This is a genomic window from Allobosea sp. (assembly GCF_036675845.1).
Taxonomy (GTDB): Bacteria; Pseudomonadota; Alphaproteobacteria; order Rhizobiales; family Beijerinckiaceae; genus Allobosea.
This window is the reverse complement of sequence record NZ_JAKFED010000018.1, coordinates 1-10,155: the sequence shown is the minus strand read 5'-3', so window position 1 is coordinate 10,155 and position 10,155 is coordinate 1. Positions and strand designations below refer to the sequence as shown.

The 10,155-nt window shown below is 69.5% G+C and carries 9 protein-coding genes; 4 read left to right on the top strand and 5 right to left on the bottom strand.

Annotated elements, in window-relative coordinates; all coding sequences use genetic code 11:
• The 5 genes from V6M56_RS00865 to V6M56_RS00845 form a co-directional block, all read right to left on the bottom strand.
• A partial coding sequence (locus V6M56_RS00865; RefSeq protein WP_332680677.1) for a class I adenylate-forming enzyme family protein occupies positions 1 to 1,428 on the bottom strand: 1,428 nt, incomplete at its 3' end.
• An 18-nt stretch (positions 1,429 to 1,446) separates the two neighbouring features.
• Positions 1,447 to 3,195 (bottom strand): ABC transporter permease subunit, encoded by a 1,749-nt coding sequence (locus tag V6M56_RS00860; protein ID WP_332680676.1) that lies wholly within the window; start codon positions 3,193 to 3,195, stop codon positions 1,447 to 1,449.
• Positions 3,192 to 4,256: an ABC transporter ATP-binding protein gene (locus V6M56_RS00855; protein WP_332680675.1), complete on the bottom strand. Its 1,065-nt coding sequence runs from the start codon at positions 4,254 to 4,256 to the stop codon at positions 3,192 to 3,194. The genes V6M56_RS00860 and V6M56_RS00855 overlap by 4 nt, the downstream gene beginning before the upstream one ends.
• A 12-nt stretch (positions 4,257 to 4,268) precedes the next feature.
• Positions 4,269 to 5,333, bottom strand: coding sequence for an ABC transporter substrate-binding protein (locus tag V6M56_RS00850; RefSeq protein ID WP_332680674.1), 1,065 nt, complete (start codon positions 5,331 to 5,333; stop codon positions 4,269 to 4,271).
• Between the two features lie 106 nt (positions 5,334 to 5,439).
• The gene (locus tag V6M56_RS00845) at positions 5,440 to 6,213 is read right to left on the bottom strand and encodes an enoyl-CoA hydratase/isomerase family protein (protein ID WP_332680673.1); all 774 of its coding nucleotides are present in this window, start codon (positions 6,211 to 6,213) and stop codon (positions 5,440 to 5,442) included.
• A gap of 122 nt (positions 6,214 to 6,335) precedes the next feature.
• Between V6M56_RS00845 and V6M56_RS00840 the strand changes: the two genes are divergently transcribed.
• From V6M56_RS00840 to V6M56_RS00825, 4 genes are all read left to right on the top strand, one after another.
• Positions 6,336 to 7,154, top strand: a complete 819-nt coding sequence (locus tag V6M56_RS00840; RefSeq protein WP_332680672.1) for an IclR family transcriptional regulator — start codon at positions 6,336 to 6,338, stop codon at positions 7,152 to 7,154.
• Between the two features lie 110 nt (positions 7,155 to 7,264).
• On the top strand, positions 7,265 to 7,627 hold the full coding sequence (locus V6M56_RS00835; RefSeq protein ID WP_332680671.1) for a (2Fe-2S)-binding protein: 363 nt from the start codon (positions 7,265 to 7,267) through the stop codon (positions 7,625 to 7,627).
• Positions 7,620 to 8,984, top strand: coding sequence for an FAD/NAD(P)-dependent oxidoreductase (locus tag V6M56_RS00830; RefSeq protein ID WP_332680670.1), 1,365 nt, complete (start codon positions 7,620 to 7,622; stop codon positions 8,982 to 8,984). Before V6M56_RS00835 ends, V6M56_RS00830 begins: the two co-directional genes overlap by 8 nt.
• Positions 8,981 to 10,155 (top strand): NAD(P)/FAD-dependent oxidoreductase (locus V6M56_RS00825; protein ID WP_332680669.1); only part of this gene is annotated, 1,175 nt, incomplete at its 3' end. The genes V6M56_RS00830 and V6M56_RS00825, both read left to right, overlap by 4 nt.

The window sequence follows — 10,155 nt, the reverse complement described above, 5'->3', positions numbered from 1 at the left end:
GAAGGCGATGTAGCGCGGGTTCTGATAGGCGGCGAGGCGCTGGCCGAGCCAGTGCGACAGCTCGGCTGCGTCGAGGGCGGCGCCGGGCTTGCGCTTGACCAGGAGCTTGATCTCCTGCTCGCCGATCTCGGCCGCGACGCCGACCATGGCGCAGGCCTCGATGGCCTCGTGCTCGGCGGCGACATGCTCGACCTCGAAGGCCGAGACGTTCTCGCCGCGGCAGCGCACGCTGTCGGTCATCCGGCCATGGAAGCGCAGATTGCCGGAGGCGTCGAAGGAGCCGAGATCGCCGGTATGGAGCGCGCCGCCGCGCAGCGCCCTGGCGGTGGCCTCGGGATTGTCGAGATAGCCGGGGAAGATCGCGCCCGGCTTGCTGGTGCGCACCACGATCTCGCCGCGCTCGCCCGGCGCGACCGGCCTGCCGGCAGGGTCCTGGAGTTCCACGGTGAACCAGGGCATCGGCAGGCCGACAGCGCCGACGACGCCGCTGTCATTGCAGGTCGTGATGCTCGAGGCCTCGGTCATGCCGTAGCATTCGCGGATCGCGATGCCGAAGCGCTGCTCGAATTGCGGCCAGATATCCGGCGGGCAGCCGCCGCCCCAGGCGATGCGCACGCCATGGCCGCGGTCGAGCGGGCCGGGCGGCTGCTTCAGCAGGATCTGCAGGATGCCGCCGAGATAGTGGATATGGCTGGCGCCCTCGGCCTTGACCTGGTCCCAGAAGCGCGTCGCGCTGAAACGGTCGACCATGGCCAGCGTGACGTCGCGGAGCATCGGCAGCGGCAGCAGCTGCGCGCCGCCGATATGATAGAGCGGCTCCCAGACGAACAGGACCTCGCCGGGCTTGGCCGCCGAGACCAGGCCGACGCCCTCCGCCGCCAGCCGCAGCATCCGGTGCGAGACGATGACGCCCTTGGGGCGGCCGGTCGTGCCGGAGGTGTACATGATCGCGAAGGGATCATCGGCGGCGGGTTCAGGCTCGTCGAAGCTTTCGCCGGATTGCAAGATCGCCTCGAGCGCGCCGCCCTTGGCATGGATCAGGAGCGCCGGCGCGCGCTCCTCCGGACCCGCCTGCGCGACCAGTTCCGCCAGCTCGGCATCGGCCACGACCAGCCGCGGCCCGGAATGGCCGAGCAGGTAGCGCAGCCCCTCGCCGCGCTGCTGGGCATTGACCGGGACCCAGGCGACGCCGGCCTTGGCGAGGCCGAAGATCACGGCCAGCGTCGCGATGCTGTTGCGCATCATCACCGCGACGCGCTCGCCCGGCCCGATCCCCAGCCGCCGCAGATGGGCGGCGAAGGCGCTGGCCCGGGCGTCGAGCGCGGCATAGCTCAGCGGCCCGCCCTCGAAGCGCGCGTAGAGGCCGTCGGGGTCGCGCCCGGCCCGCTCCCGCAGGAGCCCGACAAATCCCTCGTCGTCGAATGCCATTGGAATTCCAGAACTCGCTCAGTTGGCGCGGCGGAAGCGTTCGGCCAGCAGCAGCAGGCTGGTCACGACCACGAAGACGACGACCGAGACCGCGGCCAGCGTCGGGTTGAGCTGCAGGATCATGTCGTCCCACATCTGCTTGGGCAGCGTCGTCTTGATGCCGCCGCTGACGAAGATCGCGATGGTCAGTTCGTCGAAGGAGGTGATGAAGGCGAACAGGAAGGCGGCGACCAGCCCGCCCTTGACCAGCGGCACGGTGACGAAGCCGAGCGTCCGCAGCCGGTTGGCGCCGAGCGTCGCCGCCGCCTGGTCGAGGCGCTGGTCATAGGTCTTCAGCACGGCCGAGATCGTCACCATGGTGAAGGGGATGGCGAGCACGGTATGGCCGATGATCAGGCCGAGATCGGTCGCGACCAGGCCGATCCGCGCGAACAGGTAGAACAGGCCGACCGCTATGACGATGCGCGGCACGATCATCGGCGCCAGGAAGAGGGCGAAGATCAGCCCGCCCCAGCGCGTGCGGCTGTTCGCCAGCGCCAGCGCCGCAAAGCCGCCGATCGCGGTCGCGGCCAGCGCGGTGGCGAAGGCGACGGCGAAGGAGCGGATCGTCGCCTGGATCCAGAGCGGCGAGTCGAAATAGGTCTTGAACCATTGCAGGCTGTAGCCCGGCGGCGGGAACTCCAGGAACTGCGAGGAGGTGAAGGCGAGCGGGATGACGAGCAGCGTCGGCAGCACCAGGAAGGCGATGGCGAGCCAGGCGAAGGCGGGCAGGATGAGGCCGTTGCCGCGCTTGCCGAGGATGCGGCGGCTGAGATCGGCCAGTCCGGCGCTCGCCTGCGCGATCGCGCCGAGGACCTTCAGGCCGAGTGCACGGATCAGGCCGCTGCCTTCATGGGCCGCGCCGCCCGAGATCGTCGAGAGGCCGAAGAGCCGGTCGTAGAACCAGCAGGAGAGCAGCGCCGCCGCCAGCATCATCGCCGCCAGCGCCCCGGCGAAGGGCCAGTTCAGCAGCTCCTGCACCTGGGTGATGATGAGCTGCGCCAGCATCGTCTCGCGCCGGCCGCCGAGGAAGGCCGGCACGATGAAGAAGCCGAGCGAGGAGATGAAGACGAGCAGCCCCGCCGCCGTGACGCCGGGCAAGGAGAGCTTGAAATAGACCAGCCAGAAGGCACGCGCCGGCGCGGCGCCGAGCGTCTGCGCCGCCTGCACCAGGCGCTGGTCGATGCCGCTCATCACCGGCAGCATGGTCATCACCGCCAGCGGCACCATGGCGTGGACCATGCCGACCATGACGCCGAACTCGTTGTGCAGCAGGCTGAGCGGCTGGTCGGTGACGCCGCTGCCCAGGACCAGCGTGTTGATCAGGCCGCTGCGGCCGAGCACGATCATCCAGGCGAAGGTCTTGACCAGATAGCTCGTCCAGAACGGGATCATCACGAAGAGCAGCATGCGGCCGCGGAAGAGCTCGGGCATGCGCGCCAGCCAATAGGCCAGCGGGTAGCCGATCGCCAGCGAGGCCAGCGCCGTGTAGCCGGCGATCCTGAAGGTGATGCCGAGCACGCGCAGATAGACGTCGGTCGCGGCGATGCGCTGATAGGTCGCCGTCGAGAAGCCGGTCTCGGCGCTCCACAGGCTCAGGCCTAGAAGCTGCGCGACCGGGTAGACGAAGAACACCGCCAGGAAGGCGAGCCCCGGCGCCGCCAGCCAGAGCGCTCCCAGCCGCGGCAGCCTGCGGGCGGTGGCCGGCGCTGTCGCGGCGGCGCTCATGCGACCAGCACCGCCCGCTCGCGCGCCCAGCCGGCGACGATCTCCTCGCCGAGCCGAGGCACCGGCTCGTCCGGGCCGAGCCGCAGCACGAACTGCTCGTCCTCGCCGAACGCCGCGATCACCCTTGTCTCCGAGCCGGCATAGACGATCTCGGCGACGCGGCCGCGGATATGGTTGTCGTCGCGCTGGCCGAGGCGCAGATGCTCGGGGCGGATCACCAGCGCACCCTCGCCATTGGCGCAGCGCACACCCTCCGGCAGGGTGAAGCGGCCGTGCTCGGTCGCCAGCGTGCCGTCGGCTTCCGCCTTGCCGCGCAGGATGTTCGAGATGCCGATGAAGTCGGCCGCGAAGGCGGTGCGCGGCCGTTCATAGATCTCGCGCGGCGTGCCGAGCTGCTCGATCCTGGCATGGTTCATCAGGCAGATGCGGTCGGAGAGCGCCAGCGCCTCTTCCTGATCATGCGTGACATAGATGATCGTCGCGCCGCTTTCGCGGTGCAGGCGCTTGATCTCGATCTGCATCTGCTCGCGCAGCTTCTTGTCGAGGGCGCCGAGCGGCTCGTCCATCAGGATGATCGAGGGCTGGTAGACGAAGCAGCGCGCCAGGGCGACGCGCTGCTGCTGGCCGCCCGACAATTCACGCGGGAAGCGCGCGCCGAGATGGCCGAGATGGACCATGTCGAGCGCGCCCTTGACCCGGCTTTCGATCTCGTCCGCCGAGCGGCCGCGCATCTTCAGCGGAAAGGCGATGTTCTCGGCGACGGTGAGGTGCGGGAACAGTGCGTAGTGCTGGAACACCAGCCCGATATCGCGCTGGTGGACCGGCATGTCGGACTGGTCGCGGCCGTCGATGACGACGCGCCCCTGCGTCGCCTCGACCAGGCCGCAGATCAGCTGCAGCAGCGTGGTCTTGCCGGAGCCGGAGGGCCCCAGCAAGGTGAGGAACTCGCCCTCGGACACGCGCAGCGAGCTCGGCTCGAGCGCCGTCGTCGCACCGTAGCGCTTCGACAGGCCCTCGATCTCGAGCTTCGGCGGCGAGCCATCGGTCTGGCGCGTCGTCACGGCGCGGCCGCGTCAGCTCAGGAGCCAGGCATTGAAACGCTCGGTCACCGCCGAGCGGTTGGCGGCCCACCACTCCTCGTTGGCGATCTGCATGTGCTTCAGGTTCTGCGGCGAGGTCGGCAGGTCGGCGGCGCGTTTCTCGGGGATCGACTTGAAGGCGTCGAGATTGGTCGGCCCATAGGCCAGCGTCTCGGTGTACAGCGCCTGGCGCTTGGCGTCGGCGCAGAAGCGGATGAACTGGCGCCCGACCTCGGAGCGCGGCCCGCCCTTCGGCATCGACCAACCCTCGATTGAGTAAAGGCCCTGGTTCCAGAGGATCTTGGCCGGGGTGCCGCCGTCGATCGCTGCCTGGAAGCGGGCATTCCAACCCGGGATCATGTCGACCTCACCGCTTTGCAGCAGCTGCGTCGACTGGGCGCCGCCGGTCCACCAGACCGCGATATGCGGCTTGATCTTGTCGAGCGCCTTGAAGGCGCGCTCGACATCGAGCGGGTAGAGCTTGTCGGGGCTGACCCCGTCGGCCAGCAGCGCCTGCTCCAGCGTGTCGATCGGGTTCTTGCGCATGGCCCGGCGGCCGGGGAATTTCTCGACATTGAAGAAGTCGGCCCAGCTCGTCGGCGCGTTCTTGACCCGGTCGGTGCGGTAGGCGAGCACGGTCGAATAGACGTCGGTGCCCATCCACAAGGGCGAGACGGCTTCGGGCATCATGCCCGGCACGTCGGCATGGCTGAAGCCGATCGGCTCGAGCAGGCCCTGCTTGGCCAGGATGTCGCGCGCCGAGAGCGTCAGCGTGCAGACGTCCCAGGTGTAGGTCTTGGTCTCGACCATCGCCTTGAACTGGGCGGTCGGCTCGGCCTCACGCGCGACGTTGACGACCTTGTTGCCGGTCTCCTTCTCGAACGGGTCGTAGAAAGCCTTGCGGAAAGCCTGGCCGAACGGGCCACCGGGGTCGGCCACGGTGATCTGCGTCGCCGCCATCGCCCGGTGCGCCAGCGCGGGGGCGAAGATTCCGGCCGCCGCGGCGCCCGCCGTCAGCTTCATCACGTCGCGTCTGCTGGTCGTCTGCTTCGTCGTCATGGCTTTCTCCCGTTATTGCGGGTTTCCCCCGCGTTCCCCTCGTCGGAAGGCATGGATCAGTGCAGTGTCAGGCGTTCTCCTGCCGTTGTGTCAGCCGTTCTCGGCCTCAGATGTTCTTGCGTGCCGCCCGCTTGGCCAGGAATTCCTCCATCATGCGCGCCGGCTCGCCCGTGGCATAGGCCTCGCGCTGGTTGCGGATTCCCGCCTTGAGACAGTCGTGGAAGCCCTCCTCGGTGACCTCGCGGAAGCGGGCGCGGTTGAGCCGCATGGCGACCGGCGGCTTGCCGGCGAGCTCGTTGGCGAGCTCCAGTGCCGCCGCCATCACCTTCTCCTGCGGCACCAGCCGGTTGATCACGCCGATGCGGTAGCACTCCTCGGCATCCATCATCCGGCCGGTGAGGGTGAGGTCGATGGTGCGGCCGAGCCCTATCAGCTCGCGCATGATCCAGGGGCCGGTGGTCGAGGCGATGCCGGAATTGATCTCGGGCTGGCCCATGGTGACGCCGGCATGGCCGACGCGCAGGTCGCAGAGCAGAGCGACCTGGAAGGCCGAGCCGGCGGCGACGCCGTTGAGCGCCGCGACGATCGGCTTGGTGAGCGAGCGGATGCGGTCATAGAGCCGCTTCCACTCGCCCATCCAGAGTTCGGCCCGGTCGGGGTCGAAGGTCTTGGTCTCGTTCAGGTCCTGACCGGCGCCGAAGGCGCGCTCGCCGGCTCCGGTCAGGATGATGGCGCGGACCGACTGGTTCGCCTCGAGCTCGTCCAGCGCCTCGACGAGTCGGGTGCGCATCGGCGTGTTCCAGGCATTGAGCTTGTCGGGACGGTTCAGCGTCAGGATGCCGACAGGACCCCGGATTTCGCTGAGGACCGATTCCTTCATGGCTGCTCTCCCGAGATTATTTTATCGCGATGCGCTAATTTCTATTGAATGATCGAATCGGAACGGCGAGCTTGTCAACTGGGCTTCGCGCAACCATTGATCCGGCCAAGGAGAGATCAGGCATGACGACGCTGGATGCGGGCCGCCCTTCGAGCCGAAAGCGCGGCGCGACAGCGGCGGAGAAGGCCGACGACCCGCTGATGGTGATGTCGGTCGACAAGGCGTTCCGCGTGCTCTCGGCTTTCGGCCGGCAATACCCGACGCTGAACCTGTCGCAGGTCGCATCGGTCACCGGCATGGACATCAGCTCGGCGCAGCGCTTCAGCCATACGCTGACGCGGCTCGGCTATCTGCGGAAGGATCCGGAGACGAAGCGCTTCGAGCTCACCGCCAAGACGCTCGAGGTCGGCCATCATTTCATCCGCGGCAGCCGTTTCATCGACCGGGCGCTGCCCTATCTCCTGCATCTCAGCAAGGAGACCGAGGAGACGGTCAACCTGACGGTGCTCGAAGACACCTCGATCATCTTCGTCTCGCGCTTCCTCAGCCGGCACATGCTGAACACCGACGTCGTCATCGGCAGCCGGATGCCGGTCTATTGCTCGGGGCCCGGCATCGCCATGCTCTCGCGCCTGCCGGAGGACGAGGCGATGGCGATCCTCGACCGCTGCGATCTCGAGCCGCACACGCCCGCCACCACCTGGCAGCGCGAGGCGCTGGCCGCCAAGGTCAGGCAGGCGCGTGCCCAGGGCTACGCCACCGCCTTCGAGGAGTTCTATCTCGGCGACGGCTCGATCGCCGCGCCGATCCTCGACCATCGCGGCAGGCCGGAAGGAGCCGTCAACATCGCGGTCTCGCTGTCGCGCTATTCGCCGGAAGAGGTCGCCAGCCGCTTCTCCTCGCTGATCATCGCCACCGCACACGCGATTTCGCGCGTCTGACCGGCAGGGCGCGCTACAGCTTGACGACGCATGGCAACTGCGTGAATATTTTCATACGAGAAGATTTATCTCATAGCGATAAAAGCTACTTCGCCTGAGAGAGGGCGGCCATGACGTGGAGCGACGAAGGCGCAACCACTGCGGCAGGGGAGAGGTCCCGCGGGGAGCGGGGCCAGTTCCTCCGCGTCGCCCGGCATGACGGCGACCCGGTCGAGCTCAGCTTCGACGGCGAAATGATCCCGGCCATCGCCGGACAGAGCGTGCTCTCCGCTTTGCTCGCCCATCGCCATTTTCTGCGGCATTCCGAGTTCGACGACGCGCCGCGCGCCGGCTTCTGCCTGATGGGCGCCTGCCAGGATTGCTGGGTCTGGTCGGATGCCGGCGGGCGGCTGCGCGCCTGCACGACCCCCGTGGCGCCCGGCATGGTCCTCGCCAGCCGGCCGTCGCTGGCGGCTCTCGCCCCGCATGGCTGAGATCGTCATCGTCGGCGCCGGCCCCGCCGGCATCGCCGCCGCCGGGCTGCTGGCCGGCCATGGCCGGAGCGTGACCCTGATCGACGAGGGCCTGCAGGCCGGCGGCCAGGGCTATCGGCGTCCCGCCCCGGGGCTTGCGCTCGACATGCCGGCGCTGATGGGCAGCGAGGCCGCCCGCTATCGCAGCCTGCACGCCCGCTTTTCCGCCCTGCGGCCGCGTCTCGACTATCGGCCGGGCACGCTGGTCTGGGCGGTCGAGGGCAGGACGCTGCATCTGCTGAGCGCCGGGGTGGCGACGACGCTGCCTTTCGAGGTGCTGATCCTCGCCACCGGCGCCATGGACCGGGTCGCGCCTTTTCCGGGCTGGGCGAAGCCGGGCGTCTTCACCCTCGGCGGCGCCCAGGTCGCGCTCAAGGACCAGGGCTGCCTGATCGGCCGGCGCGTCGCCTTCCTCGGTTCCTCGCCGCTGCTCGGGCTCGCCGCGCAGCAATACCGCAAGCTCGGCGGCGAGGTCGCGGTGATCGCCGACACCACGCCCTTCCGGCGCAAGTTCTCCGCCCTGCCGGGGCTGCTGCGCTCGCCGCGGACCCTGCTGCGCGGCGCGTCCTATCTCGGCGGTGCATTGCTGGCGGGCGTGCCGCTGCTGCAGGGGGTGACGCCGCTCGCCGCCGAGGGTGGCGAGCATGTCGAGGGACTGCTGCTGCGTGACGGGCGCGGCCGGGAGCGCCGCTACGCCTGCGATGCGATCGCGCTGGGCTATGGGCTGAAACCGGAGACGCAGCTCGCCGAATTGGCGGGCGCGGCGCTGATCTTCGACGAGGACTACCGGCTCTGGCTGCCGCAGGCCGATGCCGAGGGCCGGGCGGCGCCGGGGCTCTATCTCGCCGGCGACGGCATGACGATCGGCGGCGCCGATGCGGCCGAGGCCAGTGGCACCGTCGTTGCCGCCGCCGTGCTGGCCGATCTCGGCGAAACCGTCTTGGCGAGCGAAGTCGCCGCCAGCCACCGGCGCCTCCACCGGCTGCGCCGTTTCCAGAAGAGCCTTGCCGCGGCCTTCGCCTGGCCGGTGGCGCAGATACGGGCGCTGCCGGACGAGGTTTTGCTCTGCCGCTGCGAGAATGTCAGCCTCGGCGAGGTGCGCGCCGCCATGGCGCGCGAGCTCGGCCCGGCCGAGGTCAACCGCGTCAAGGCGATCACCCGCTGCGGCATGGGCCGCTGCCAGGGCCGGGTCTGCGGTCCGGCGCTGCAGGAAATCGTCGCGGGCGCGGCCGACCTGCCCGGAGCGGCCGCCGGCCGCCTGCGCGCCCAGGCGCCGGTGAAGCCGGTCGCGCTCTCGGCAGCGGGAGAGGCGCCGTGAGCCGGTTGACCGCCGATGTCGCGATCATCGGTGGCGGGCTGGTCGGTTGCTGGACGGCCTTCTTCCTGGCGCGGCGCGGCCAGCGCGTCGTCATCGTGGAGAAGGGCGTGGTCGGCGCCCAGTCGAGCGGCGTCAACTTCGGCAATCTGCGCCTGCAGGGCCGCTTTCCCGGGCAGTATCCGCTGTCGCTGCGCTCGCAGGAACTCTGGGAACGGCTCAAGGAGCTGATCGGCGAAAGCTGCGAGTTCGAGCGCAGCGGCCATCTCTATCTCGCCTATGACGAGGCGGAGGCGCAGAAGCTCGCAGGCTATGCCGCGGTGAGCGAATCCTACGGGCTTGCGATCGAACGCCCCGGCCCGGCCGAGCTCAGGCGGCGCTGGCCCTGGCTCGGCCGGCAGGTTGCGGCCGCGACCTATTCGGCCCGCGACGCCACGGCCAATCCGCGCCTGGTGACGCCGGCCGTGGCGCGCGCCGCCAGGGCGCTCGGCGTCACCGTCGTCGAGAACGCTCGCGTCATCGAGGTCGCGGCGGCCGGCCAGGGCTTTGCGCTGCGCACCGATACCGGCCTCGCCATCGATTGCGGCCAGCTGGTCAATGCGGCAGGCGCCTGGGCGGTCGAGATCGCCGAGCGCTTCGGCGAGACGGCGCCGCTGTTTCCCGCCGGCCCGCCGCAATTCGTCACCGAGCCCTTTCCTTATCTGATCGAGCCTTCCGTCCAGGCGATCGACGGCTCGGTCATCTTCCGCCAGATCCCGCGCGGCAACGTCATCCTCGCCGGCTATCCGCGCACCGCGGCCGATCCGGTCGCCAATCGCGCCCCGGTGCCGCCGGGCAAGACGCTGGCGGCGATGCGGGCGCTCGCCAGGGTGGCGCCGGTACTGGCCGGTTGCCATGTCATCCGCGTCTGGTCGGGCATCGAGGGCTATCTGCCCGACATGATCCCGGTGATCGGGCCGAGCCTGAGCACGCCCGGCCTGTTCCACGCCTTCGGCTTCTGCGGCCATGGCTTCCAGATCGGCCCCGGCGTCGGCCTGTGCCTGAGCGAGCTCGTCCTGGACGGCGCCACGCCGACGCCGCTCGCGCCGTTCTCGATCGGCCGCTTCAAGGCGGCGGTCGAGGTCAGCGCCAAGTTCAGCAGCGAGTTCGACGCGCTCGAGCCGCCAGCGGCAGC